The organism is Pseudomonas lyxosi, assembly GCF_047758685.1.
In the GTDB taxonomy this organism is placed as follows: Bacteria; Pseudomonadota; Gammaproteobacteria; order Pseudomonadales; family Pseudomonadaceae; genus Aquipseudomonas; species Aquipseudomonas lyxosi.
The window spans coordinates 587,563-611,123 of the sequence record NZ_CP180481.1 but is presented as its reverse complement, the minus strand read 5'-3'; the positions used below and the strand labels follow the sequence as shown (position 1 = coordinate 611,123).

Sequence of the window (23,561 nt, the reverse complement as noted above, 5' to 3'; positions counted from 1 at the left end):
CAAGCTCGCTCCCACAAGGTTCTGTGTTGATCACAATATTTTGTCCAACACAAAACCTGTGGGAGCGGGCTTGCCCGCGATAGCGTCAGATCAGGCAATACAGAATTCACTGTCCGAACAACGCCTTCTGCCCCTGCGGCGAATTAAACATCCCATCCCCGTCATGCCCGACCCCGGGCACTTCAATCAGTTGCTGATTCAAACCTTGAGGATGCAGCCGTTTCAGAGAAGCAAAATAATTGCGCCCGCGAGCCAATCGATTGGCTCCCTGAGCTTGGGCCTCACAGCTTTTATCCAGCGCCGGCTGCTTCGGGTCGCTGTCCTGTTGCCCGAGTAGATAAACGACATCACGTTTGACGTAGTTTTCCTCCAGCTGCTTGGCGGTTTGCCCTTTGGCATAGGCGGGCAAATCCGTCATCCCGTACTTCCAGCGATTGAAGTTCGGGCAACCGGCGTGTTTGAACGCCACCGGTCGTCGTTCATCGAAGTACGCATAAGACGACGGATTGGCAATGACGTAACGCACCTGTATGTCGGCCGCCTTGAGCGCTGGCTGATCGTGGCCCAGCAACGCGTATCGCTGCACCACCTGAGCGCCGCCGGAGTGACCTGCAATGACAATCTGCTTCACGTCCGGAAACTGCTTCCGATCGCCGATTCGGGCGATGATTTCGTCGAGTGCCGCGTAGGAGCTCATGGAAAACGGAGCGGTAGATAAACCGCCCGCCATCCAGTCATTGCCCTGCCAGCGCAATACGCTGTCAGCCACGGGATGGGCCGCGACGTCGGTGTCATTGAGAAATTGCGGGGCGATCACCAGGGTGCTCGTACTTTGTCCGGCCTGTTCGGCCGCGCGCACGGCGCTCTGGCGATAGGTAACGGCATTGCGCAATCGACCATGGATGATGATCAGCACACGTTCGATTTTCGTCGGCGCCGGGCCGATGCCCACCGCGATTTCACCTGAAGTCAACAGCAGGCGTCCGGTGCTGACTTCCTTGACCGCATGCTCGGCAGCCTGAGCGCTTGCGCAGGTGATCAGTAGAGCTAACAGCCACTTATTCATTTATAGGTTTTTCGCTGCAAAGGTATCGCACTGGCCGACCTGGCCTTGCGCGAATCCGGTTTTGAACCAGCGCACCCTTTGCGCCGACGTACCATGAGTAAACGAATCCGGGACCACACGACCCTGACCTTGCTGTTGCAAGCGGTCATCGCCGATGGCGTTGGCAGCATTCAAGGCTTCTTCGATGTCACCGGGCTCCAGCCAGTTCAGCCGTTTCTGCGCATTGTTGGCCCAGACTCCGGCCAGGCAATCGGCCTGCAGTTCCTGGCGTACCAGCAAACCGCCGTCGCCTTCCATCTGCTGACCCTGTTGGCGGGCGGTCTGAATCTTCGCGGAAACACCGAGCAAGGTCTGCACATGGTGTCCGATTTCGTGAGCGATCACGTAGGCCTGAGCGAAGTCGCCAGCGGCGGCAAAACGTTGGGACATTTCCTGGAAGAAACTCATGTCCAGGTAGACCTTCTGGTCGGCCGGGCAATAGAACGGGCCGGTCGCCGAAGAGGCCAGGCCGCACGCCGAGTTGACGCGGCCACTGAACAGCACCAGGGTCGGGTCTTTATATTGACGACCGGCCTGCTGGAAAATCTGACCCCAGGTGTCTTCGGTATCGCCGAGGATCGAACGCACGAACTCGGCTCCTTCATCAGTGGCCGGCGGCGCCTTGCGGGTTTGAGTCGGCGCCGGTGCCGATTGCTCGCTCATTTGCCCGGTCAGTTGCCCGAGGATTTGCATCGGGTCCTGGCCGGTGATCCAGCCGATCCCGACGATCAAGATAATCGCCGTCAGGCTCAGACCCTTGCCGCCACCGAAGCGCATCCCGCCACCGCCGCCGACATCATCTCCACGGGCATCGACCACGTTGTCGCTGCGTCGGCCTTTTTTCCATAGCATGTGGGAACCCTCTGATTGTCCGTGGGATGAGTGTTGCTGCTGAGTGGGAGCGGCGCCAGTCCGGTCGTCCATCTTTTGTTGCGCACAGCAGCCTCCCCGGCAACCTGTGGGGGGTGGCCGGGAGTCTTCCAGACTCGTATTGAACACGGACAACCCATCTAATTCCTTCACGCGACGGGTTTTTATCGAGCAGGCGACCGCCTGCTTCGAGGGAATCACTGGTCGAACGCATCCCACACTGGCGCAAAGTCTGGATTGACGTGGCGTTCGCATTTGGACAAACCGGCGATCAGCGTTCGGTCTTCGTCATCCAGATTCACGTCGAGCGCTGCCAGGTTGGCCAGTTGATTGGCCTGGCTGCTGGCTTTTGGAATGGCGGCCACGTTCGGCTGATCAAGCAGCCACTTGAGTGCCACTTGCGTTGGCAGGACTCCGTGCTTGGCGGCGATCTGCTGGATTTGCGGGATGTCCGAGACCTTGTTGCGGGCCAGTGGTGTGTAGGCCGTCAGCGCCAGGTGTGCCGATTCGGCAGGCATTGTTTAAGGCTCCAGCGATTTGTATTTTTTAGAATTTGATTCCAGAAAATATAGTGGCGTAATCGAGCTCGGCAACCGTTCACCAGGTAAAGCGGGCGGTTATCGGACAGCGGGTTCCAGATTTCGCATTCGGTCGGTTGTCTTCTAGAATCGGACAAATTTTGTGTGGAACCTCCCATGGCCGGCAGTCAGATCGAACGTGTTTTCAGCGTGCTTGAAAGCCTCACCAGTGACCCTCGTGGCCTGCCGATGCAGACGCTGGCGGAGCAACTGGATATTCCCAAAAGCGCGACTCACCGGTTGCTCGCCGAGCTGATTCGGCTGGGTTATGTGCGACAGAATCCGGAAAACCTGCGGTATCACCTGTCGACCAAACTGGTGGCCATGGGTTTCCGTTACCTGTCGGGTAGCGGCGCGGATATTGTCCAACCGGTGCTTGATCGCCTCGCCCAGGAAACCGGTGAACTGGTGCGGCTTGGGGTGATTGAAGGTGAGCGGCAGATCTGGATCGCCAAATCCCAGGGTGCCCGTTCCGGCCTGCGCTACGACCCGGACATGGGCCGCGATGCGCCTTTGTTTTACACCGCGTCGGGGCATGCGTGGCTGGCGTGTATGAGCGATGCCGAGGCGCTGTCCCTGGTCGAACGGCAGGGTGGCGAGCGGCCGAAGGACCTTGGGCCGAATGCACCGCGTTCCAACATCGAATTGCTGGAGCGCCTGCGTATGGCGCGGGAGCAGGGTTATGCCTGGGTCGAGGAAAGTTCGGCGGTGGGCACCTCGGCGATTGCTGCGGTGGTGCGACATCCGAGTGATGGCCGAGTCATCGGTGTGCTGAGCATCGCCGGGCCGAGCGCGCGGATGCCGGGGGCGCGATTGCATGAGTTGGCGCCGCTGTTGTTGAAGTTTACCGAGGAGCTGTCGGCGGCCAGTCTGGCGTCGGAGCTGTTCAGCTGATTGATGTGTGCGTTGTTCGCACACTTTTTTGGTTTGCTTGTGTAAGAATCTGGAACAAGGTTCTAAATTATTGGAATTCGCCCTTCCAACAATAATCACAAGAGGACCGCACGATGAGTTCACCCCTGCGTATTGCCCTGATCGGGGCTGGCAACATGGGCCAGCAGCACTACCAGCATCTGCAATCCCTGACGGAAGCGACCTTGTGCGCAGTGGCCGATCCGGGTCCGCAAGCAGTGGGTCTGGCGGCCGAGTGGGGCGTGGCGTACTTCGCTGATCACCGTCAGATGTTGGAGCAGGTGAAGCCAGACGCGGTGATCGTCGCCAACCCGAATACGCTGCACGTCAGCACTGCTCTCGATTGCCTCGCTGTCGGCGTGCCGGTCCTGCTGGAAAAACCGGTGGGCGTGCACAGGGATGAAGTCCACGAGCTGGTCGCCGCTTCGAAAGCCACGGGCGTTCCCGTGCTGGTCGGTCATCATCGCCGGCACAATCCGCTGATCGTCCGCGCCCATGAACTGGTGCAAAGCGGCGCGTTGGGCCGGCTGACGACGGTGACCGCGCTCTGGCAATTGCGCAAACCCGACAGCTATTTCGAGACGTCCTGGCGCCGCGAACCCGGCGCGGGAATGTTGCTGACCAATCTGATTCACGACCTCGATCTGCTCCGGCATTTGTGTGGCGAGGTGCGGCAGGTTCAGGCGATCACCAGCAATGCGGTGCGCGGTTTTGCTAACGAAGATTGCGCGGCGGTGTTGCTGCAATTCGACAGCGGCGCGCTGGGTAGCCTGACTGGTTCCGATGCGGTCGCGGCGCCCTGGAGCTGGGAGCTGGACTCCGGCGAGAACCCGGCGTACCCACGTCAGGCCGATCAGCCGTGTTATCTGCTGGCCGGGACCGGTGGTGCGTTGAGCATTCCGCAACTTAAGCGTTGGCACTACGCCGACACCGATGGGGGATGGCATCAACCGTTGCTGTCGGTGCAGGAAAGCTTCAGCGCCGATGAAGCCTTGCGTTTGCAGTTGCAGCATTTCGTGCGCGTGGCGCGTCGGGAAGTCGAGCCGTTGGTGAGCGTCGCCGATGCCGCCCGCACGTTGGCGCTGATTGAAGCGATACGCGAGGCCGCCGAAACCGGCCGTGCCTGCGCACCGACCTTGATCGAGGGTTGAACATGAACAGGAACGATCGGATCTTTTCCCTGGCCAGCCTGACGGTGCTGGAATTGTCACCACCGGAGATGGTCGAAGTGGCAGCACAGGCTGGTGAAAACGCGGGGCGTGAAAACGGCGCGGTGTTGGTGGACGCGTTTCACTTCTACCGTTCGGGTTCACGGCTGGAAGACCTGGCCAGGGTTGCCCCGTCACGGTTACGGTATGCCCAAGTCTGCGACGTTGCCGGGCCACGGCCGACGGACATGGCGGAAGTTCTGCGCCCGGGCGCGGATGGCGTTGAGTAAAACCCATGAGTTGTTAGCGCAGCTGTAAGGGATGCTTTTAAATAGTTGATGCAAAACAAAAGGGATACCGAATGACCGTCAGCACTCCGCTCTCCGGCGTAAACCGACCCTTCAAAGGGATTCTGCTGATCGTCGTTGCAACCTTCCTGTTTTCCAGTCACGACGCCTTTTCGAAATATCTCTCAGGGTTCTACCCGATCGTCATGGTGGTGTGGGCCCGTTATCTGGTTCACACCTTACTGATGGCCGGGATTTTCCTGCCGCAATCCGGGCTGGGTGTCCTACGAACCAAACGGCCGTTACTTCAGCTGTTGCGGGCGTTGTGCCTGTTGGGCACCAGTCTGTTTTTCACCACCGGCTTGCAGTACATCCCTTTGGCCGAAGCTACGGCGGTCAACTTTCTTGCGCCGGTTCTGGTGACTGCGCTGTCGGTGCCACTGCTGCGCGAGCACGTCACGCGTGGCCAGTGGATTGCGGTGATTTGCGGATTTGTCGGCGTGTTGATCATCGTCCATCCTGGCGGAGAACTCTTTACCCCGGCGGTGTTGCTGCCGCTCTGCTCGGCGCTGTTTTTCTGCTTCTATCAGTTGCTCACCCGCAAGCTCAGCAACATCGATAGCCCGACCACCAGCAACTTCTTCGCCGGGCTGTGCAACACCTTGGTGATGAGCGCGCTGGTGCCATTCTTCTGGCAAGTACCGAGCCTGGGGCATGGATTCATGATGGTGGCGCTGGGCGCCTGCGGGATGACGGCTCACCTGTTTCTGACACAAGCCTTCCGCCATGCCGCCCCGGCGTTGTTGGCGCCGTTCGGTTACTGCCAGATTGTCTTTGCCGGTTTGCTGGGCTGGTTGCTGTTTTCTCACACGCCGACCCTGACCACCGTGGTCGGAATCGCGGTGATTTGTTGCAGCGGGTTGGCGGCAGCCTGGCAGCAGAGTCGTCGGTGAGAGAAGCAGGGCAGGCCTGGAATCAGGCCTGCCGGGGGAAGGGTTTTACGGGGTGACGGTAGGAATCTTGCGCGGTGCCATGAAGTACATCCAGATCAGCGCGATGAAATACATCGCCGGAATCATGGTGAACAGCACGGTGTAGTTGTTGTTGGTGATCGTCAGAATGTGGCCGACCAACTGAGTCATGAACATCCCGCCGATGGCCGCGCACATGCCGCCGAAGCCGAACACCGTACTCATCATGTGTTTAGGCGTGTAGTCCATCACCAGGCTCCAGATGTTCGCGGTCCAGGCCTGGTGCGCACCGATGGCCAGGGAGATGGCGAACACCGCGACCCACAGACTGCTCGAACCCGCCGCCATGATCACGCCGACGATGCAGCAGGCGAACAGGAACATGGACATCAGCCGCGCCTTGATCGGGTTGACCCCGCGGCCGATCAGGAACGAGGACAGGATCCCGCCGCCGACGCTGCCGAAATCGGCAGTGAGGTAAATGATGATCAGCGGGATACCCATCTGGGTCACGTTGATCCCCAGGTTGTATTGCTGATTGAGGAACGGCGGCAGCCAGTAGAGGTAGAACCAGAACACCGGCGCGGTAATCGCGTAAGCCAGGGCGAAGGCCCAGGTGCCACGCATTCGCAGGATTTTCGAGAACGGTACGCGGGATTGTTCCGGCTCGACTTCCTTCTGGATGTAATCCAGTTCCGATTGTTTAACGCTCGGGTGATCTTCCGGGTTGAAGTACTTCAAGCCCCAGAACAGCAACCAGATCCCGCCCAGTGCCGACATGCACAGGAACGCCGCCTGCCAGCCCCAGACATGCAGGATCAGCGGCAACAACATGGGGGTGAACATCGCACCGACGTTGGTCCCGGCGTTGAAGATGCCGGTGGCCACGGCGCGTTCGCCGGCCGGGAACCACAGCCGGGTGGTCTTCACGCACGCCGGGTAGTTGGCGGCTTCCGTCAGACCCAGAATGAATCGGCAGACCATGAAGCCGACGGCCGAAGTGGCCAGGCCATGGGCACCGGTCGCCAGGCTCCAGAGCAGCACGGCGAAGAAGAACACGCGCTTGACGCCAACCCGATCGATCAATCGGCCTTGCAGCACGAAACCGATGGCGTAGCCGACCTGGAACCAGAAGTTGATGTTGGCGTAGTCCATCGCCGTCCAGCTCATTTCCTTGGCCAGGATAGGCTGCATCACGCCCAGTGCGGCGCGGTCGATGTAGTTCAGGGTGGTGGCGAAGAACACCAGCGCCAGCATGCCCCAACGGGTTTTGCCAACCGCCATCGCGCCGCGGATCTTGTCGCCGATGCCGTCAGTGGCAGGAGTCATGGAGGAACGCTCCACGGGAGAGCTTTGAGAAGGAGTCATGTAGGCCACCGATTATTTTTATGTGGTGTTCTGGGTCTTTGGTCACCGAGACCGATGTGTGTGACCGGGCTCAATGTGGAGTCGATGTTGCGCAGTGGACGAAAAATCGTCAATTCGCCAAGGGCCATTGTGTTCGATAATCGCACGCAAAACTAACCGGGTAGTACACTTTGAATTGCTGTGTCGATTCGACCGGCCAATAATCCACCCCAAGTTAAACGCGATCCCTGTAGCAGCTGGCGAAGCCTGCGTTCGGCTGCGAAGCAGTCGTGAAATCAGGCGATGCGGTCTTGCAGGTAAACCGCGTGCACAGGGTTTACGACTGCTTCGCAGCCGAACGCAGGCTTCGCCAGCTGCTACATAAAAGCGTGCGATGTCGATAACAAGATTGTCTCCACCACCGGGAGTCGAAATATGCAGTGTTCCATTGCCACCGTGTCCTTGAGCGGTACCCTGCCGGAAAAACTTGAAGCCATCGCCGCCGCCGGTTTCGACGGGGTGGAGATTTTCGAGAATGACCTTCTCTACTACGACGGCAGCCCGCGGGAAATCAAACAGATGTGCGCCGATCTCGGGATCGCGATCACGCTGTTTCAACCCTTCCGGGATTTCGAAGGCTGCCGCCGCGACCGCCTGCCGCGCAACCTGGAGCGGGCCGAGCGCAAATTCGACCTGATGCAGGAACTGGGCACCGACCTGGTGCTGGTGTGCAGCAACGCTTCGGCCGATGCCATCGGCGATGAACAGATTTTAGTCGAGGACTTGCGCCTGCTGGCTGAACGCGCCGGTGCGCGTGGCCTGAGGATCGGCTACGAAGCGCTGGCCTGGGGCCGCCACGTGAACACTTATCAACAGGTGTGGAACATCGTCCGTCAGGCCGATCACCCAAACCTTGGCGTATTGCTGGACAGCTTTCACACGCTGTCACTCAAGGGTGATCCGAGCGCGATTGCCGAGATTCCCGGCGACAAGATTTTCTTCGTGCAAATGGCCGACGCGCCGATCCTGGCCATGGACGTGCTGGAGTGGAGTCGGCATTTCCGCTGTTTCCCCGGCCAAGGCGAATTCGATCTGCCGGGGTTCCTCGCGCCGATCATCAAGAGCGGTTACACCGGGCCGTTGTCGCTTGAGATCTTCAATGACGGCTTCCGCGCCGCGCCGCCACGGGCCAATGCTGCCGACGGTTTGCGCTCGTTGCTGTACCTGGAAGAGAAAACCCGCGAGCGTCTGGCGCAGGAAACCAAACCAACGGTCAACCCCGACATTCTGTTCGAGACGCCCAAGGCCAGCGAGTACAACGGCATCGAATTTCTCGAGTTCGCCGTGGACGAAAGCCTTGGCGCCAAGCTGTCCCACTGGCTGGAACGGCTGGGTTTTGTCAAAGCCGGCCAGCATCGCTCCAAGAGCGTGAGCCTGCTGCGTCAGGGTGATATCAACCTGATCCTGAATTCCGAACCCTATTCCTTCGCCCACAGTTTTTTCGAAGCTCACGGCCCCTCGCTGTGCGCCACTGCCGTGCGGGTCAAGGACAGCGCCAGCGCTCTGGCCCGGGCCGTGGCTTACAAAGGTCAGCCGTATCGCGGACTGGTCGGCCCCAATGAACTGGAACTCGCCGCGGTGCGTGCGCCGGATGGCAGCCTGATTTATCTGGTGGACCAAGACGCCGACGTCTACGGCACCGACTTCAATCTGCAACCCGCCGCCGTAGCCAGTGGCGGCCTCAAGCGTATCGACCACATGGCCATGGCGCTGCCGGCCGACAGCCTCGACAGTTGGGTGCTGTTCTATAAAAGCCTGCTGGATTTCGAAGCCGACGATGAAGTGGTGCTGCCTGATCCGTATGGCCTGGTAAAGAGTCGGGCGCTGCGCAGCCGGGACAGTTCGATCCGCCTGCCGCTGAACATTTCCGAGAACCGCAACACCGCAATCTCACATGCACTGTCGAGTTATCGCGGCTCCGGCGTGCATCACATCGCCTTCGATTGCGACGACATCTTTGCCGAAGTCAGCCGGGCCAAGGAGGCGGGCGTACCGTTGCTGGATATCCCGCTCAATTACTACGATGACCTCGCCGCGCGGTTCGATTTCGACGACGAGTTCCTCAGCGAACTGGCCTATTACAACGTGCTCTACGACCGCGATGCCCAGGGTGGCGAGCTGTTCCATGTGTATACCGAACCGTTCGAAGGACGCTTCTTCTTCGAGATCATCCAGCGCAAGAACGGCTACGCAGGTTACGGCGCAGCCAACGTCGCGGTACGACTGGCGGCGATGGCCAAGTCTCGAAGCGGTGCCGTACGTCAGGCAAAGTTGTAGGAAAATCGTAAACACGGGGACAAACCGCCGCCGCGCGACTTCCTTCACTGTGCGGTGCGGCCCATAATCGCCAACCTGTCCAGTGATGGCCGTGAGCCCGCAATGACGATAACTTCAGAACTCTCCGCAGTGCCCGACGAGCCGATTGTCGAGCCGCGCAAGAGTCGCAAGAACAACCCGGAAAAGACCCGCGAGAACATCCTTCAAGAGGCGATTGTCGAGTTCGTCCAGCAGGGGCTTTCCGGCGCTCGCGTCGATGCGATTGCCGAGCGCATCCACACCTCAAAACGCATGATCTATTACTACTTCGGCAGTAAGGAACAGCTCTACGTCGAGGTGCTGGAGAAACTCTACGGCGATATCCGCAGCACCGAAAACCGTCTGCACCTTACCGAACTGGCGCCGGTGGAAGCGATTCGGCGGCTGGTGGAGTTCACCTTCGATCACCATGATCGCAACGTCGACTTTGTGCGGATTGTCAGCATTGAGAACATCCACAACGCTGAGTACGTGAAACGCTCCGATACGATCAAGGCGATGAACAACACCATTCTCGATTCACTGGGCGAGATTTTGCGTCGCGGTGCTGAGGAAGGCGTGTTCCGCGCGGGGCTCGAGCCGTTGGATGTGCATCTGCTGATCAGCTCGTTCTGCTTCTATCGCGTGTCGAACCGCCATACCTTCGGTGAGATTTTTCAGATCGATTTGCCGGACGAAAGCATCAAGCAGCGTCATCGAGAGATGATTTGCGAGTCGGTTTTGCGGTATCTGCAGGCCTGATGTGGGGTGAGGGGATTGTCCCCTCGCCACCTCCGTTCAGCCATTCATGCTCTGAAAATGCTCGAGCATCCGCTGCGCATCCGGCACCACGCCGCTGAACAATTCAAACGCCTTCACCGCCTGAAACACGGCCATGTTACCGCCATCCAGCGTGCGGCAACCCAACGCGCGGGCGTTGCGCAGCAGCTCGGTTTCCAGCGGGAAGTAAACAATCTCCGCCACCCACAATTCACCTCGCAGCAGTTCCACCGGCACTGGCATGCCCGGCAGTTTTTTCATGCCCATGGGGGTGGTGTTCACCAGACCGTCAGCCTGGGCCAGGGTGCTCGGCAAGTCATGGCCCGCCACAGCCCGGCCGATGCCGAAATGTTGATTGAGATTGTCCGCCAGGCTCTGGGCACGGCTGATCTCCACGTCGAAAATAGTCAGCAGCTGTACGCCTTCACTCAATAATGCGTGGGCCACTGCCGCGCCAGCGCCACCGGCACCCATTTGCACGACGCGTTCAAGGGCAACGCCCTTCAAGCCACGACGAAAACCCTCGGCGAACCCCAGGCAATCGGTGTTGTGGCCGATGCGTTTGCCGTCCTTCAGCACGACCGTGTTCACCGCCCCAATGCCACGGGCTTCTGGTGACAACTCGTCGAGCAGCGGGATGATCGTCTGCTTGCACGGAAAGGTGATGTTCAGGCCGGTGAAGTTCATCCGCTCGGCGGCCATCAACAGGTCGGGCAGGGCGCCGCTGTCGAGTTTCAACTGGTCCAGATCGATCAGGCGATAGAGGTAACGCAAACCCTGGGCATCGCCTTCATGCTCGTGCAGCGCCGGGGTGCGAGAAGCCTGGATGCCGGCGCCGATCAGTCCGGCCAGTACAGCGTTTGTCTGAGCCACGGCCTTCACCCCTTCAAACGTTGACTGAAATGCTCCAGCGCCAGGCGATAGCCGTGGCTGCCGAAACCGGCCATCACCGCCGTGGCGATGGCCGACACAAAAGAGTGGTGGCGGAAGGGCTCGCGGGCATGAACGTTGGACAGGTGGACTTCGATCACCGGCAATTCGCTGGCGACCAGGGCATCGCGGATCGCGACCGAGGTGTGGGTCCAGGCGGCCGGGTTGATGACGATCCCGGCGCAACGGCCGCGCGCGGCGTGAATCCAGTCGAGTAGTTCGCCTTCATGATTGGTCTGGCGAAACTCCACCGCCAGGCCGAATTCTTCGGCGGCACGACCGCACAACGCTGAGATGTCGGCCAGGGTTTCGTGGCCGTAGGTCGCCGGTTCGCGGGTGCCGAGCAGGTTCAGATTCGGGCCGTTGAGCACCAGAACGATAGGGGGCATCGGGGTATCTCCACTTATTTTTTTGGCATTGGCCGAGGGTTTCAGCCTGTGGAGATAAATTGTACTAGCTGGTTAATTTGGTCAATTGAAGAGGCGGCTCGCAGGGTTTTTGTGTGCGGTGATCGGACGGTTTTGGCTTTTTAGCGGGGCAGATGCTCCACCAGAAAATCGATGAACGCCCTCAAACGCAACGGCATATGGCGAGTTTGCGGGTAGAGCAGGGTGAACGGTCGCGAGCGTCCGCCATACGGCTTGAGCACTTCCACCAGCGAACCATCGGCCAATTCGTTTTCGACGATGAAGCGATAGGTCTGGAACAGACCCGCGCCATGTTTGGCCAGGGTCACGCCGCCCAGCACATCGTCGGAACAACTGAGATTGCCTTCGGCCAGAATCTCCCGGTGCACGCCATTGTCGTTGAACAGCCAGGCAATCCGCCGACCGCTGCTGGGCAATTCGTACTGGATGCACTCGTGCTGTTTAAGATCATCCAGCGTTTGTGGAATGCCCGCGTGCTTCAGGTAATCAGGACTGGCAATCATCACCAGCGCGGCATCTTCCAACTGTCGGGCGATCAGGCCGGAATCCGGAATCGCCCGCACGCGGATCGCCATGTCATAGCCTTCACCGACGAAATCGATGTTGCGATTGCTGATGTGCGACTCGACCTTCACCGCTGGAAAGCGTGCCCGAAAAGCCGGCAACAACGGCAGAATCCGGTGATGGGCATAGGTGGTGGGAATGCTGATGCGCAAGGTGCCGGACGGCTGTTGCTGCTGGCCCATGACCTCGCGCTGGGCCTCGACCAGTTGCGCGAGCGCCTGACGACATTCCTCGTAATACCGCCGACCACTGTCGGTCAGTTTGACGCTGCGGGTGGTGCGGGCGAACAACCGCACGCCCAGCCGTTCCTCCATGCGCGACACCGAACGGCTCACAGCTGCGGGCGTCACGCCAGCGACCAGCGCGGCGGCGGTAAAACTGCCGGCTTCGGCCGCCAGACAAAACAGTTCGATGCTGCCCAGCTGAAGATCGTCGAATTGTCGCTGCATGATTGATTACACCGGGGATCAAATGAAGGACTGAATTTCGCCACTGTAGATGAATTTGTCGAAGCGGTGCTTTACTTGAGCGGCGCCGATTCACCTGTGGTTTTGTGGGCAGTGGACGGCGGGATCAGCGGCAAGCGGTCAGTCTTCTTTAATCTCCGGACAGGAGCAACATCATGCCTTTCGTCAGCGTACGTATTACCCGTGACGGCGTTACCCGGGAGCAGAAAGCCCAGGTCATTGCCGAAATCACCGACACCTTGCAGCGAGTACTCGGCAAGCCTCCGGAGCTGACCCACATCGTGATCGAGGAAGTCGACACGGATAATTGGGGTTACGCCGGAATGACCACGACCGAGTACCGAAAAAATCAGCCTCAGTGATTGTGTAGAAAACCAGGAAAGCCGTCCTCAGGACGGCTTTTTTGTAGGCACGAGGAAAGGATTGCTTACCAATTTGCGCCGTCATCCGCCGGCCCAAGCCGAGCCTTGGCGCTAGTCTCAAAAGTCGCAGTGATGATTCAACACAGCGCCAGTTATCGGATTTTCCAGGGAATGTCGGGTCTTCGGGCTCATTAACCTAACGGATGGGTTAGCATGAGATTATTCAGCTACAAAGGGTTTTCAATGGTGATCATGTTGCGCGATGAGCACTGCCCGCCGCATGCACATGTGGATGCCGGAACCTGGAGTGCGCGCTTCAAATTCAGCTTCTGGCACAACAGTGTCGAGCTATGGGACGTGGTGCCTCATTCTCGCAGGCCACCTGTGGCGGTGCTGGAAGGGTTGCGTCACGCGCTCGGACAACCCGCTCATTTGCGCCGCGCTCGGTGTATCTGGTGGGACAAGCTGCACACGGTCTGTCTCGATCATCAGATATGGGACTGGCAAACCAGCGAAGTCGTGGTGGTAAAAAGGGTCGCCAGTACGACCTGCATGATTGGCTCGGCTTGCTATGAGCCCGAGACGAACAAGACCCTGTTGGCGCTGATGGGCGTTCCGGAGGGCGTGGAGATCGAACTATGAAAACGATAACAGCAAAAATGTTGGTGGATCGGCCCGTAACCGAAGCCGTGCTGGATGAAGCCATCCAGCGTGGCCAGGTGCGCCACAAAGGCGGTCTGCGGGCGACTTCGGTGACCTTTGTGGAACCGTGCCTGGCGGTCAATTTCATTGATGGCAGTGGCGTGCTGTTGCCCGTGCAGCACTATCCGGAGTTCGATGATTTCGACGTCGAGGATTTCGCAGACCTGAAAGTCGGTTTTTCCGGGACTGCCCTTTGCCACGAGGGCAAGGATCTGCAGGTCTCCATCGCCGGGATGGTTTCGGCCAGCAAGCCGCTGATGGATATGGCCGCGTCTGTCATCGCCTCGCGTAATGGTCGCCAAAGCAGCGCCGCCAAAGCAGAGGCTGCGCGGGCGAATGGCCGTAAGGGCGGGCGTCCGCGCAAGACAGATATCACCCTTTAAGCACGCACAAAAAAGCCGTCGTGATGACGGCTGATTTGTATCTGGCACCGGCAATTACCGACGGGTCAACAACACCCCGGATTCCATGTGATGGGTCCACGGGAACTGGTCGAACATTGCGCATCGGGTGATGCGATGGGTGTCGTGCAACTGGGCGATGTTGGCCGCCAGGGTTTCCGGGTTGCAGGAGATGTAGAGGATGTTGTCGAAGCGACGGGTCAGCTCGCAGGTGTCCGGATCCATGCCGGCGCGAGGCGGATCGACGAAGACGCTACCGAACTCGTAGCTCTTCAGATCGATACCGTGCAGACGACGGAAAGGACGAACTTCGTTCAGGGCTTCGGTCAGCTCCTCGGCGGACAAGCGCACCAGGGTGACGTTATCCACAGCGTTTTCGCTGAGATTGCTCAACGCGGCGTTGACCGACGCCTTGCTGATTTCGGTGGCCAGCACTTTGCGTACGCGCGTCGCGAGCGGCAGGGTGAAGTTGCCGTTGCCGCAATACAGCTCCAGCAAATCGTCGGAGCGATCGCCGAGCGAGTCGTAAGCCCAGTTGAGCATCTTCTGGTTCACGGTGCCGTTGGGCTGGGTGAACGCGCCTTCCGGCTGGCGATAGCTGAAGGTGCGACCGCCGACGTCCATCTGCTCGACCACGTAATCGTGACCGATCACTTCGCGTTTGCCCTTGGAACGGCCGATGATGCTGACGTTCAGGTCGGCTGCCAGCTTCGAAGCCGCCGCGTGCCAGTGCTCGTCCAGCGGGCGGTGATAGCACAGCGTGATCATCGCATCGCCGGCCAGGGTGGTCAGGAACTCCACCTGAAACAGCTTGTGGCTCAGGGCCGCACTGGCTTGCCATGCTGCCTTCAGCTGCGGCATCAACTCGTTGATGCGCAGGCTGGCGATCGGGAATTCTTCGATCAGGATCGGCGTGCGCTTGTCTTCCTGGGAAAACATCGCGTAGTGACGCTCACCGGCTTCGCGCCACAGGCGGAATTCGGCGCGCAGGCGGAAGTTTTTCAGCGGCGAGTCGAACACCGCAGGTTCTGGCGCACCGAACGGGGTCAACAGGTCACGCAGGCGCGTGACCTTCTCTTCGAGCTGAACGGCGTAAGCCTTGGAATCAAAAGTCATGCGTTGAACCAACCCAACTTGATCACGAACAGAATCGACAGAATCACCAGTGCCGAGTTCAGCTCACGGCCGCGGCCGGACAGCAACTTGATTGCGGTCCAGGAGATGAAACCGAAGGCGATGCCGTTGGCGATGGAATAAGTGAACGGCATGGCCAGAGCAGTGACCACGACCGGTGCGGCGACGGTGATGTCGTCCCAGTCTATTTCGGCCAGGCCGGATGTCATCAATACCGCGACGAACAGCAGCGCAGGTGCGGTAGCAAAGGCTGGAACGCTGGCCGCCAATGGCGAGAAAAACAGCGCCAACAGGAACAGAATCGCCACGACAACAGCGGTCAGGCCGGTGCGGCCACCGGCACTCACGCCGGCTGCGGATTCGATGTAGCTGGTGGTGGTCGAAGTGCCCAGCAGCGAACCGGCCATGGCCGCGGTACTGTCGGCGATCAGGGCGCGACCCATTTTCGGCATGTGGCCATCCTTGCCCATCAGGCCCGCGCGCTTGGCGACGCCGATCAGGGTGCCGGAGTTGTCGAACAGGTCGACGAACAGGAAGGAGAAGATCACGGTGACCAGACCGACGTCCAGGGCACCTTTGATGTCCAGTTGCAGGAAGGTCGGGGCCAACGACGGCGGCATCGACATCACGCCGCCGAACGGAGTAAAGCCCATCACGATCGAAGCGATGGTCACTGCCAGAATGCCGATCAGTACCGCGCCGCGCACTTTCAGCGCTTCAAGCGCTACGATCAGGGCAAAACCGAGGGTCGCGAGGATCGGGGCCGGTTGTTTCAAGTCGCCGAGGCCGACCATGGTTGCCGGGTTGCTCACCACGATGCCCGCGTTATGCAGGGCGATCAGGGCCAGGAACAGGCCGATGCCGGCGGCAATCGCCGAACGCAGCGGCAACGGGATACTGTTGATGATCCATTCGCGGATGCGGAAGATCGACAGCAGGAAGAACAGCACCGCCGAGATGAATACCGCACCCAGCGCCACTTGCCAGGTGTGGCCCATGTGCAGGACCACGGTGTAGGTAAAGAAGGCGTTCAAGCCCATGCCCGGCGCGAGTGCGATCGGGTAGTTGGCGATCAGGCCCATCACCGTGGAGCCGATGGCGGCTGCCAGACACGTGGCGACGAACACCGCGCCCTTGTCCATGCCGGTCTCGCCGAGGATGCTCGGGTTGACGAACAGAATGTAGGCCATGGCCAAAAAGGTCGTGAAGCCCGCCAGAATCTCGGTCCGCACGTTGGTGTTGTGTGCCTTGAGTTGAAACAGCCTTTCCAGCATGTCTGCTCCCCGTGGCGCGCCAGGCGCCGTGAATGTATCGACCTCAACAGCAAAGCACAGGCCGCTGCAGGCGCCTGGTAATTTTCTGTGGGTCGGAAAAAGCCGCGCATCATACCAGCAGCGTGGGGCTATGGCTGCTTATGGCTGCGATCGTCGTCGATGTTTTGCGCAAAAGCCAAGTGAGCCATACTGCGTGCTGGTTTTGGGGGTACTTATGTATTGCATGAATAAACGTCTGATTACCGTATTCGCAGTGGCGATCACCATGTTCCTGGGGGCACACACCGCTTCGGCTGCATCGGCGGCGCCGTTGAGTCAGGTGAAGGTACTCAAGGTCGAGTCGCCAGGGTGCGGCTTTGAAGACATTGCGCAGGGGCAAGAGCAAACCCGCTGCAATCACAGCGGACCGAACATCAAGGTCTACGTGCTGGAAGTCGGTTACGGTCGTGGCGCGCATGTCGGGCTGGACGGTTTTGAGGTGAACGGCACCCGGACCCCGGTCTGTGCTTTTGATAACGGCAATCTGACCGATTGCACCGTCGGGAAAAAAACCGTCGGCTATCTGTATGTCTTCGATCTGGCGGGTAAACAGGAAGGCACGTTCACGTTCAGTAACACGTCGATCAACGCGCCAGGCAATACGCTGTCGACGCAGCTTTACATCAAGTAACGGCGGGCTCGAACAAGGGGCAGGAAAGCTGACTACGCTTTAAAGATCATCCAGTGGACTGCGCCCATGACCTTTAGAGCTCTGATTACCCTCGCCGAGGGCATCGATGACCTGCAATCAGTGACCCTGATCGATGTGCTGCGCCGTGCCAAGGTTGAAGTGGTGGTGGCCAGCATCGAGGGACGGCGCATGCTCACCTGCGCGCGCGGCACCCGAGTGACGTCCGATGCGATGCTGGTAGACGTGCTGGCCCAGCCGTTCGACCTGATCGTCCTGCCCGGTGGTGCCGTGGGGGCGCAACATCTGGCGGCGCATCAACCCCTGCAACAATTGATCAAGGATCAGGCGGCGGCCGGGCGCCTGTTCGCCGGTATCGCCGAGGCCCCGGCGCTGGCGCTGCAAGCCTTTGGCGTATTGCGTCAGCGGCGTATGACCTGCCTGCCATCGGCCAGCCATCAACTGTTGGGCTGCAACTTCGTCGATCAACCGGTGGTGGTCGATGGCAACTGCATCACTGCCCAAGGTTCAGGGGCGGCATTGCAATTCGCCCTGACGCTGGTGGAACAACTCTGCGGCAAAGCCAGGCGAGCGGCGGTGGCGGGGGAGTTGGTGGTCTAGAGAGTGCCCTGGGCAAACTGCTTCAAGCCTTCACTTCTTCCACCGCCACATGCATGCGGTCGCGGTTGGCCAGGGTCGGGAACAGTTTGATCCACGCCCCGGTCACCACCAATGTGCCAATACCGCCCATGACCACGGCCGGCACAGTGCCGAACCAATGGGCGGTCAAGCCGGATTCAAACTCGCCCAACTGGTTCGAAGCGCCGATGAACAAACCGTTCACGGCACTGACCCGGCCGCGCATTTCATCCGGGGTTTCCAGTTGCACGAAGGAGGCGCGGATCACCATGCTGATCATGTCCGCCGCGCCCAACACCACCAACACCGCCAGGGAAAACCAGAACGAGGTCGACAGGCCGAACGCAATGGTCGCGACACCGAACACACCCACAGCGGTGAACATGACCCGTCCGACTTTGCGTTCCACGGCAAATCTCGCCAAGTACAGCGACATCAGCAGCGCACCGACTGCCGGCGCCGAACGCAGCAGGCCCAGGCCCCAAGGGCCGGTCAGCAGAATGTCCTTGGCGAACACCGGCAGCAGCGCCGTCGCGCCACCGAGCAGGACGGCAAACAGATCCAGAGAAATCGCCCCGAGAATGTCCGGACGACTACGAATGAAGCGGATGCCCGCCAGCAGCGAATCCAGGGTTGCCTTGCCCTTGTTCAGTGGTGTCTGCCGTGCAGGCAGGTTGAGCATCAGCATGCAGGCGATGATGTAGAGGATCACCGTCGGGCCATAGACCCAGACGCTGCCGAAGGCGTAAAGCAACCCACCGAGGGCCGGGGCAACGATAGTCGCCGATTGCTGTGCGGATTGGGCGGCGGCGACCGCGCGGGGAAACAGCGCGCTGGGCACGATGCTCGGCAACAGGGCCTGAGTGGTCGGCATCTCGAAGGAGCGGGCGGCACCGAGCAGGAACGCGAGGATGAAGATCATCTCCCGGGTGACATTGTCGGTCGCGCTGCCGATGGCCAGCGACAGGGCGATCAACGCTTGCAGGGACTGACAGATTGCCGCGACCTTGCGCCGGTCATAGCGGTCCGCGACATGCCCGGTGTGGAGCATGAACAGCACCCGCGGGGCGAACTCCACCAGACCGACCAGACCCAGATCGAGCACATTGCCGGTCAGTTGGTAGAGGTTCCAGCCAATGGCCACCGTGAGCATCTGAAAACCGCTGGCGGTAAACACCCGAGCCAGCCAGAACGCGATAAATGGGCGGTGATGACGTAACAGCAAGGGCGCTTGGCTGGGCATCTGAGGGCCGGTCTTGAGCGAGGGGAGGGCCGAGATTATCACCAAGCTGTAACCAAAAGTTGCAGGGCTGGGAAATTTCGTTAGCTAGACACCGATCGGGGTTCATAAACCTTGTAGCAGCTGCCGAAGGCTGCGTTCGGCTGCGCAGCAGTCGTGAAATCAGGCGCGGAGGGTGTATCAGTTAATCCGAGCCAGCCGGGTTTGCGACTGCTGCGCAGTCGAACGCAGCCTTCGGCAGCTGCTACAGGGCTGCCGGCGACGGTATGAGGCAACCTGTCACGCGGCAAAAGACCACACCGTCCATCGTCAAAAATGGGACTACTCTTTTAACGTTGCTTGATCCAGATCAAGACCGCTCGTGGAATTGATCCGGCGGCCAGATGGCCAGACTCCCTACGTTGTGATGTTTGTAAAAAAAGAACGAATTCAAATTCGCCACACTCCATATCCGTGGGGGCAGTGGGTGTAGGCCACAAGCCTTCAGCCGGTATTACCTGACAGAGGAAGACTTATGTTCGGTTTGGAGGCACTTGATCTCGCCCGGATGCAGTTCGCGTTCACCATTTCGTTTCACATTCTATTTCCCGCCATCACCATTGGCCTGGCGAGTTACCTGGCGGTGCTCGAAGGCCTGTGGCTGAAAACCCATAACGACACGTACCGCGACCTGTACCACTTCTGGTCGAAGATCTTTGCGGTCAACTTCGGCATGGGCGTGGTCTCCGGGCTGGTCATGGCCTATCAGTTCGGCACCAACTGGAGTCGCTTCTCGGACTTCGCCGGCTCCGTGACCGGGCCGCTGCTGACGTACGAAGTGCTCACTGCTTTCTTCCTCGAAGCCGGTTTCCTCGGTGTCATGCTGTTCGGCTGGAACAAGGTCGGGCGCAATCTGCACTTCTTCGCCACGGTCATGGTCGCCATCGGCACACTGATATCGACCTTCTGGATTCTCGCTTCCAACAGCTGGATGCAGACCCCGCAAGGCTACGAAATCGTCAACGGCCAGGTCATTCCAGTGGACTGGCTGGCGGTGATTTTCAACCCGTCGTTCCCTTACCGTCTGTTACACATGTCGACGGCGGCGTTTGTCGCGACTGCTTTCTTCGTCGGTTCCTCGGCGGCCTGGCATTTACTGCGCGGCAAGGACAACCCGGCGATCCGTACCATGCTCTCGATGGCCATGTGGATGGCCTTGATCGTGGCGCCGATTCAAGCGGTCATCGGTGACTTCCACGGCCTCAACACGCTCAAGCATCAGCCGGCGAAAATCGCTGCGATTGAAGGCCACTGGGAAAACCATGGCGATGAGCCGACCCCGCTGATCCTGTTCGGCTGGCCGGACATGAAAGAAGAGCGGACCAAATTCGCGGTAGAGATTCCGTACCTGGGTAGCCTGATCCTCACGCACTCGCTGGACAAACAGGTCCCGGCGCTCAAGGAATTCCCGCCTGAAGACCGGCCGAATTCGACCATCGTGTTCTGGTCGTTCCGGATCATGGTGGGTCTGGGCATGCTGATGATCTTCACCGGTCTGTGGAGCCTGTGGCTGCGTAAACGCGACAAGCTCTATACCTCGCGGCCGTTCCTGTACCTGGCGTTGTGGATGGGGCCATCCGGCCTGATCGCGATCCTCGCCGGCTGGTTCACCACTGAAATCGGCCGTCAGCCGTGGGTGGTCTACGGCCTGATGCGCACGGCGGATGCGTCTTCCAATCACAGCGTCATGCAGATGAGCATCACGTTGATCATGTTTGTCGTGGTCTATTTCGCGCTGTTCGGTGCCGGTCTGGGCTACATGATGCGCCTGGTGCGCAAAGGGCCGAAGATCAACGAAGGGGCGGAAACACCCGAGGGTGGTCCAGGCAAGAAACGCACGCCGGCCCGTCCGCTATCCGCAGCCGACGATCCCGCCGACGCCGACCACGATCCCAGCCTGACCAAGGAGATTTGACTCATGGGTATTGATCTTCCGCTGATCTGGGCCGTGATCATCATCTTCGGCATCATGATGTACGTGGTCATGGACGGTTTTGATTTGGGGATCGGGATTCTCTTCCCGTTCATTCCGGGCAAGACCGATCGTGACGTCATGATGAACACCGTCGCGCCGGTCTGGGACGGCAATGAAACCTGGCTGGTACTGGGGGGCGCCGCGTTGTTCGGGGCCTTCCCGCTGGCCTATTCGGTGGTGCTCTCGGCGTTGTACCTGCCGCTGATTTTTATGCTGATCGGGCTGATCTTCCGCGGCGTGGCCTTCGAGTTCCGCTTCAAGGCCAGGGACGACAAGCGCCATCTCTGGGACAAGGCGTTCATCGGTGGCTCGGTCGCCGCCACCTTTTTCCAGGGCGTTGCGTTAGGTGCGTTCATTGATGGGTTGCCGGTGGTCAATCGCCAATTTGCCGGTGGCTCACTGGACTGGTTGACGCCGTTCACCCTGTTCTGCGGCTTGGCGCTGGTAGTGGCTTATGCGCTGCTCGGTTGCACCTGGCTGATCATGAAGACCGAAGGCAAGTTGCAGGAGCAGATGCATGACCTGGCTCGACCGCTGGCTTTCGTGGTGTTGGCAGTGATCGGTATCGTCAGCATCTGGACCCCGCTGGCCCACGCCGAGATTGCCGCTCGCTGGTTCACCCTGCCGAACCTGTTCTGGTTCCTGCCGGTGCCGATTCTGGTGCTGGTGACCATGTACGGTCTGATCCGCGCGGTGGCTCGCAATGCGCACTACACGCCATTCCTGCTGACGCTGGTGCTGATCTTCCTCGGCTACAGCGGTCTGGGCATCAGCCTGTGGCCGAACATCGTGCCGCCGTCGATCTCGATCTGGGACGCCGCCGCACCGCCGCAAAGTCAGGGCTTCATGCTGGTGGGCACGTTGTTCATCATCCCGTTCATCCTGGGTTACACCTTCTGGAGCTACTACGTGTTCCGCGGCAAGGTCACCCACGAAGATGGCTATCACTAGAGCACGCGACAGTGGCGCAGGGCTGAGACCTGCGTCATTTCGTCAGAGGAGATTGCGATGAAGGCGGGTAAACATTCCTTGCAGGAAATCGAAGCCGCAGAGAAAAAGCCGCTCTGGCAGCGACTCGGCTGGCTGGCGATGATCTGGACCGGCAGCGTTGTGGCGCTGTTCATCGTGGCCAGCCTGATGCGCATGTTCATGAATGCCGCAGGTCTGACGACCCACTGAATTTCTGCACCTGATCCCATCCCGTTGCCTTGCGGCACGGATTTACAACCCTCCTTTGCTGGAGGGTTTTTTTTCTGGGATTATTTTCGGGCTTTAAGGATCACGAATTTAGGTGTGGCCGCCACTTGCTCGACGCCGCGGAACAACCGCGCGAGCTTGCTGTGATACCCCAGATGACGGTTGCCGACGATGTACAACGCGCCGCCTACCACCAGCGCCTCTCGGGCCTGCTGAAACATGCGCCAGGCCAGGAAGTCACCGACGACTTGTTGTTGGTGAAACGGCGGGTTGCACAGCACAACGTCCAGCGACTGAGGTTCCTGACCCGCCAAACCATCATCGGCACGCACAACCACTTCCCGGTCACCGAGCGCCGCGCGCCAGTTTTCGCCTGCCGATTGCACTGCCATGAACGACTCGTCCACGAGCGTGTAGTGGGCCTCTGGGTTTTGCAGGGCGCTGGCGATGGCCAACACCCCGTTGCCACAACCGAGGTCGGCAACCCGTGCTGAGCCGAGGTTCTTTGGCAGGTGCGGCAAAAACGCTCGCGTGCCGATATCCAGCCCTTCGCGGCAGAACACATTGGCGTGATTCAGCAGTTCGATCTCAGGGGCGTCGAGTCGATAACGGGTCGGGTAGGGGGACACGACGGGTGCTTTGACCTCGGCGGTCGCGATCAATAGCCGAGCCTTCTTCACCGCCAACGAGGCTTGCACCGGGCCGATGTAGCGTTCCAGCAGATCGCCCGCGGCTCGGGGCAAATGCTTGATCATCGCCGCAGCAATCACCTGGGCCCCCGGCGCCAGTTGACCCTGCAAACGAATCAGTTGTTCTTCCAGCAAGGCGAGGGTTTTCGGGACCCGGATCAGTACCCGGTCAAAGGGGCCTGAAAAGGCTTCACTGGCCGGTACGCTTGGCACCGCATCAAATGCCTGGCCGTTACGGATCAGATTTTTTTCCAGTCCCTGAAAGGCCAGGAACGAGTCGCCGCTGCTGGTCACTTGAACCTTGCCCGCCAGGCTGGCGGCCAATGCGCCAAAGCTGTCGTTGAGCACCAAAACCCGAGTGTCGGCCGAGGGCTGTTGGTCAGCCAGATGGGTGAGCAGATATTCGTCTGCGGCATCAAACGCCTGCAGCGGTTCGTTCTGCTGTTCGGGCTGGCGGATCAGGTCGAGTCGGGCGAAGGGTGTTTCGAGCAAGGGCATGA

At 59.8% G+C, this 23,561-nt stretch carries 23 protein-coding genes and 2 pseudogenes; 14 read left to right on the top strand and 11 right to left on the bottom strand.

Annotation, left to right across the window (positions count from 1 at the left end; all coding sequences use genetic code 11):
* Nucleotides 1–106 precede the first annotated feature (106 nt).
* The 3 genes and pseudogenes from ACMXYI_RS02945 to ACMXYI_RS02935 all read right to left on the bottom strand — a co-directional run.
* A complete protein-coding gene (locus ACMXYI_RS02945) occupies nt 107–1,066 on the bottom strand; it encodes an alpha/beta hydrolase (protein ID WP_415771565.1) in 960 nt (319 codons plus the stop codon).
* The gene (gene ypfJ / locus ACMXYI_RS02940) at nt 1,067–1,957 is read right to left on the bottom strand and encodes a KPN_02809 family neutral zinc metallopeptidase (protein WP_415771564.1); all 891 of its coding nucleotides are present in this window, start codon (nt 1,955–1,957) and stop codon (nt 1,067–1,069) included.
* A 215-nt stretch (nt 1,958–2,172) separates the two neighbouring features.
* Nucleotides 2,173–2,472: pseudogene (locus ACMXYI_RS02935) on the bottom strand (aldo/keto reductase); the annotation flags it as partial.
* Between the two features lie 198 nt (nt 2,473–2,670).
* Here ACMXYI_RS02935 and ACMXYI_RS02930 point away from each other — a divergent pair.
* From ACMXYI_RS02930 to ACMXYI_RS02915, 4 genes and pseudogenes are all read left to right on the top strand, one after another.
* The gene (locus ACMXYI_RS02930) at nt 2,671–3,447 is read left to right on the top strand and encodes an IclR family transcriptional regulator (protein WP_415771563.1); all 777 of its coding nucleotides are present in this window, start codon (nt 2,671–2,673) and stop codon (nt 3,445–3,447) included.
* A gap of 113 nt (nt 3,448–3,560) precedes the next feature.
* Complete coding sequence (locus ACMXYI_RS02925; protein WP_415771561.1) at nt 3,561–4,616, top strand: Gfo/Idh/MocA family protein; 1,056 nt, start codon at nt 3,561–3,563, stop codon at nt 4,614–4,616.
* 89 nt (nt 4,617–4,705) lie between these two features.
* Nucleotides 4,706–4,879 (top strand): annotated as a pseudogene (locus ACMXYI_RS02920) (sugar phosphate isomerase/epimerase); the annotation flags it as partial.
* A gap of 95 nt (nt 4,880–4,974) precedes the next feature.
* Nucleotides 4,975–5,853, top strand: coding sequence for a DMT family transporter (locus tag ACMXYI_RS02915; protein ID WP_415771559.1), 879 nt, complete (start codon nt 4,975–4,977; stop codon nt 5,851–5,853).
* 45 nt (nt 5,854–5,898) lie between these two features.
* On the opposite strand, the gene ACMXYI_RS02910 is transcribed toward ACMXYI_RS02915, so the two are convergent.
* The gene (locus ACMXYI_RS02910; RefSeq protein WP_415771558.1) at nt 5,899–7,200 is read right to left on the bottom strand and encodes an MFS transporter; all 1,302 of its coding nucleotides are present in this window, start codon (nt 7,198–7,200) and stop codon (nt 5,899–5,901) included.
* Between the two features lie 453 nt (nt 7,201–7,653).
* On the opposite strand from ACMXYI_RS02910, the gene quiC reads away from it, so the two are divergent.
* The gene (gene quiC / locus ACMXYI_RS02905; protein WP_415771557.1) at nt 7,654–9,555 is read left to right on the top strand and encodes a 3-dehydroshikimate dehydratase QuiC; all 1,902 of its coding nucleotides are present in this window, start codon (nt 7,654–7,656) and stop codon (nt 9,553–9,555) included.
* 102 nt (nt 9,556–9,657) lie between these two features.
* Complete coding sequence (locus tag ACMXYI_RS02900) at nt 9,658–10,335, top strand: TetR/AcrR family transcriptional regulator (RefSeq protein ID WP_415771556.1); 678 nt, start codon at nt 9,658–9,660, stop codon at nt 10,333–10,335.
* A 36-nt stretch (nt 10,336–10,371) separates the two neighbouring features.
* Here the strand turns inward: ACMXYI_RS02900 and ACMXYI_RS02895 are convergent, their stop codons facing one another.
* The 3 genes from ACMXYI_RS02895 to ACMXYI_RS02885 form a co-directional block, all read right to left on the bottom strand.
* The gene (locus ACMXYI_RS02895) at nt 10,372–11,226 is read right to left on the bottom strand and encodes a shikimate dehydrogenase (RefSeq protein WP_415771554.1); all 855 of its coding nucleotides are present in this window, start codon (nt 11,224–11,226) and stop codon (nt 10,372–10,374) included.
* A gap of 5 nt (nt 11,227–11,231) precedes the next feature.
* On the bottom strand, nt 11,232–11,672 hold the full coding sequence (gene aroQ, locus ACMXYI_RS02890) for a type II 3-dehydroquinate dehydratase (protein ID WP_008084592.1): 441 nt from the start codon (nt 11,670–11,672) through the stop codon (nt 11,232–11,234).
* A gap of 140 nt (nt 11,673–11,812) precedes the next feature.
* The gene (locus ACMXYI_RS02885) at nt 11,813–12,724 is read right to left on the bottom strand and encodes a LysR family transcriptional regulator (RefSeq protein ID WP_095130673.1); all 912 of its coding nucleotides are present in this window, start codon (nt 12,722–12,724) and stop codon (nt 11,813–11,815) included.
* 173 nt (nt 12,725–12,897) lie between these two features.
* Here ACMXYI_RS02885 and ACMXYI_RS02880 point away from each other — a divergent pair, with 173 nt between their 5' ends.
* The 3 genes from ACMXYI_RS02880 (at nt 12,898) to ACMXYI_RS02870 (ending at nt 14,189) form a co-directional block, all read left to right on the top strand.
* The gene (locus tag ACMXYI_RS02880) at nt 12,898–13,104 is read left to right on the top strand and encodes a tautomerase family protein (RefSeq protein WP_415771552.1); all 207 of its coding nucleotides are present in this window, start codon (nt 12,898–12,900) and stop codon (nt 13,102–13,104) included.
* A gap of 213 nt (nt 13,105–13,317) precedes the next feature.
* Entirely contained in the window at nt 13,318–13,746 is a 429-nt protein-coding gene (locus tag ACMXYI_RS02875; protein WP_056744643.1) for a hypothetical protein, read from the top strand.
* Nucleotides 13,743–14,189: a DUF2442 domain-containing protein gene (locus ACMXYI_RS02870; protein ID WP_056744646.1), complete on the top strand. Its 447-nt coding sequence runs from the start codon at nt 13,743–13,745 to the stop codon at nt 14,187–14,189. Before ACMXYI_RS02875 ends, ACMXYI_RS02870 begins: the two co-directional genes overlap by 4 nt.
* A gap of 54 nt (nt 14,190–14,243) precedes the next feature.
* Here the strand turns inward: ACMXYI_RS02870 and trmA are convergent, their stop codons facing one another.
* Complete coding sequence (gene trmA / locus ACMXYI_RS02865; protein WP_415771550.1) at nt 14,244–15,323, bottom strand: tRNA (uridine(54)-C5)-methyltransferase TrmA; 1,080 nt, start codon at nt 15,321–15,323, stop codon at nt 14,244–14,246.
* A complete protein-coding gene (locus ACMXYI_RS02860) occupies nt 15,320–16,615 on the bottom strand; it encodes an NCS2 family permease (RefSeq protein WP_415759045.1) in 1,296 nt (431 codons plus the stop codon). The genes trmA and ACMXYI_RS02860 overlap by 4 nt, the downstream gene beginning before the upstream one ends.
* A 214-nt stretch (nt 16,616–16,829) precedes the next feature.
* Here ACMXYI_RS02860 and ACMXYI_RS02855 point away from each other — a divergent pair, with 214 nt between their 5' ends.
* Together ACMXYI_RS02855 and ACMXYI_RS02850 are read left to right on the top strand one after the other, a co-directional pair.
* Complete coding sequence (locus ACMXYI_RS02855; protein WP_415771548.1) at nt 16,830–17,285, top strand: DUF4879 domain-containing protein; 456 nt, start codon at nt 16,830–16,832, stop codon at nt 17,283–17,285.
* A 66-nt stretch (nt 17,286–17,351) separates the two neighbouring features.
* Nucleotides 17,352–17,903: a DJ-1 family glyoxalase III gene (locus ACMXYI_RS02850; RefSeq protein ID WP_129441039.1), complete on the top strand. Its 552-nt coding sequence runs from the start codon at nt 17,352–17,354 to the stop codon at nt 17,901–17,903.
* A gap of 22 nt (nt 17,904–17,925) precedes the next feature.
* Here the strand turns inward: ACMXYI_RS02850 and ACMXYI_RS02845 are convergent, their stop codons facing one another.
* Complete coding sequence (locus ACMXYI_RS02845; RefSeq protein WP_415771547.1) at nt 17,926–19,164, bottom strand: MFS transporter; 1,239 nt, start codon at nt 19,162–19,164, stop codon at nt 17,926–17,928.
* Nucleotides 19,165–19,675: 511 nt separating this feature from the next.
* Here ACMXYI_RS02845 and ACMXYI_RS02840 point away from each other — a divergent pair.
* From ACMXYI_RS02840 to ACMXYI_RS02830, 3 genes are read left to right on the top strand one after another with little or no spacing between them, the layout of a single operon-like run.
* Nucleotides 19,676–21,115 (top strand): cytochrome ubiquinol oxidase subunit I, encoded by a 1,440-nt coding sequence (locus tag ACMXYI_RS02840; protein ID WP_415771545.1) that lies wholly within the window; start codon nt 19,676–19,678, stop codon nt 21,113–21,115.
* Nucleotides 21,116–21,118: 3 nt separating this feature from the next.
* Nucleotides 21,119–22,126, top strand: a complete 1,008-nt coding sequence (cydB, locus tag ACMXYI_RS02835) for a cytochrome d ubiquinol oxidase subunit II (protein WP_046048761.1) — start codon at nt 21,119–21,121, stop codon at nt 22,124–22,126.
* A gap of 57 nt (nt 22,127–22,183) precedes the next feature.
* Nucleotides 22,184–22,354 (top strand): DUF2474 domain-containing protein, encoded by a 171-nt coding sequence (locus ACMXYI_RS02830; protein ID WP_082555883.1) that lies wholly within the window; start codon nt 22,184–22,186, stop codon nt 22,352–22,354.
* An 80-nt stretch (nt 22,355–22,434) separates the two neighbouring features.
* Here the strand turns inward: ACMXYI_RS02830 and ACMXYI_RS02825 are convergent, their stop codons facing one another.
* Nucleotides 22,435–23,559 carry a methyltransferase gene (locus tag ACMXYI_RS02825; protein ID WP_415771543.1) on the bottom strand — a complete coding sequence of 375 codons (1,125 nt, stop codon included), beginning with the start codon at nt 23,557–23,559 and terminating at the stop codon, nt 22,435–22,437.
* Between the last annotated feature and the right edge of the window lie 2 nt (nt 23,560–23,561).

Coding starts and splice junctions, on each gene's coding strand:
- ACMXYI_RS02870 (WP_056744646.1), top strand. CDS start 13,743: ATGAAAACGATAACAGCAAAAATGTTGGTGGATCGGCCCGTAACCGAA.
- ACMXYI_RS02885 (WP_095130673.1), bottom strand. CDS start 12,724: ATGCAGCGACAATTCGACGATCTTCAGCTGGGCAGCATCGAACTGTTT.
- quiC (WP_415771557.1), top strand. CDS start 7,654: ATGCAGTGTTCCATTGCCACCGTGTCCTTGAGCGGTACCCTGCCGGAA.
- ACMXYI_RS02860 (WP_415759045.1), bottom strand. CDS start 16,615: ATGCTGGAAAGGCTGTTTCAACTCAAGGCACACAACACCAACGTGCGG.
- trmA (WP_415771550.1), bottom strand. CDS start 15,323: ATGACTTTTGATTCCAAGGCTTACGCCGTTCAGCTCGAAGAGAAGGTC.
- aroQ (WP_008084592.1), bottom strand. CDS start 11,672: ATGCCCCCTATCGTTCTGGTGCTCAACGGCCCGAATCTGAACCTGCTC.
- ACMXYI_RS02855 (WP_415771548.1), top strand. CDS start 16,830: ATGTATTGCATGAATAAACGTCTGATTACCGTATTCGCAGTGGCGATC.
- ACMXYI_RS02845 (WP_415771547.1), bottom strand. CDS start 19,164: ATGCCCAGCCAAGCGCCCTTGCTGTTACGTCATCACCGCCCATTTATC.
- ACMXYI_RS02880 (WP_415771552.1), top strand. CDS start 12,898: ATGCCTTTCGTCAGCGTACGTATTACCCGTGACGGCGTTACCCGGGAG.
- ypfJ (WP_415771564.1), bottom strand. CDS start 1,957: ATGCTATGGAAAAAAGGCCGACGCAGCGACAACGTGGTCGATGCCCGT.
- ACMXYI_RS02840 (WP_415771545.1), top strand. CDS start 19,676: ATGTTCGGTTTGGAGGCACTTGATCTCGCCCGGATGCAGTTCGCGTTC.
- ACMXYI_RS02910 (WP_415771558.1), bottom strand. CDS start 7,200: ATGACTCCTGCCACTGACGGCATCGGCGACAAGATCCGCGGCGCGATG.
- ACMXYI_RS02830 (WP_082555883.1), top strand. CDS start 22,184: ATGAAGGCGGGTAAACATTCCTTGCAGGAAATCGAAGCCGCAGAGAAA.
- ACMXYI_RS02945 (WP_415771565.1), bottom strand. CDS start 1,066: ATGAATAAGTGGCTGTTAGCTCTACTGATCACCTGCGCAAGCGCTCAG.
- ACMXYI_RS02925 (WP_415771561.1), top strand. CDS start 3,561: ATGAGTTCACCCCTGCGTATTGCCCTGATCGGGGCTGGCAACATGGGC.
- ACMXYI_RS02900 (WP_415771556.1), top strand. CDS start 9,658: ATGACGATAACTTCAGAACTCTCCGCAGTGCCCGACGAGCCGATTGTC.
- ACMXYI_RS02915 (WP_415771559.1), top strand. CDS start 4,975: ATGACCGTCAGCACTCCGCTCTCCGGCGTAAACCGACCCTTCAAAGGG.
- cydB (WP_046048761.1), top strand. CDS start 21,119: ATGGGTATTGATCTTCCGCTGATCTGGGCCGTGATCATCATCTTCGGC.
- ACMXYI_RS02825 (WP_415771543.1), bottom strand. CDS start 23,559: ATGCCCTTGCTCGAAACACCCTTCGCCCGACTCGACCTGATCCGCCAG.
- ACMXYI_RS02850 (WP_129441039.1), top strand. CDS start 17,352: ATGACCTTTAGAGCTCTGATTACCCTCGCCGAGGGCATCGATGACCTG.
- ACMXYI_RS02875 (WP_056744643.1), top strand. CDS start 13,318: ATGAGATTATTCAGCTACAAAGGGTTTTCAATGGTGATCATGTTGCGC.
- ACMXYI_RS02930 (WP_415771563.1), top strand. CDS start 2,671: ATGGCCGGCAGTCAGATCGAACGTGTTTTCAGCGTGCTTGAAAGCCTC.